Origin of the sequence: Streptomyces sp. NRRL B-1347 (genome assembly GCF_000720325.1) — a bacterium.
Classification (GTDB): domain Bacteria; phylum Actinomycetota; class Actinomycetes; order Streptomycetales; family Streptomycetaceae; genus Streptomyces.
This window is the reverse complement of sequence record NZ_JOJM01000280.1, coordinates 1-426: the sequence shown is the minus strand read 5'-3', so window position 1 is coordinate 426 and position 426 is coordinate 1. Positions and strand designations below refer to the sequence as shown.

Below are 426 nucleotides of genomic sequence, written 5' to 3'. Positions count from 1 at the left end.
CCACCAAACAGCGCCACCACATTCCCATGCGGAACCGCCACACCCTTCGGACGCCCCGTCGAACCCGACGTATAAATCACATACGCCACATGCGACGGCAGCACCGGTGCACCACGCTCGGCGTCGGTCACGGCACCCGCGTGCAGGGCAGCCAGCTCGGCGACCGTCTGCGGCTCGTCGACGACGACTCGCCCCACGTTCTCCACGGCCGGTACCACCGACTGGACCGCTTCATTGGTCAGCACCAGGGCAGGTCGCGCGTCCTCCAACACGTACGCGATGCGGTCAGCCGGGTACTGCGGATCGATCGGCACGTACGCGCCACCGGCCTTCAGCACCGCGAGGAGTGATACGACCAAGTCACTAGAACGCTCTATACAGACCGCAACCAGAGACTCCGCACCCACACCCCGCGAAATCAGCAAC

Annotated in this window: 1 protein-coding gene; it reads right to left on the bottom strand. The window is 65.3% G+C overall.

Annotated features, from left to right (window positions below):
* Positions 1-407 (bottom strand): AMP-binding protein (locus IG74_RS50705; protein WP_234334703.1); only part of this gene is annotated, 407 nt, incomplete at its 3' end.
* Positions 408-426 lie beyond the last annotated feature (19 nt).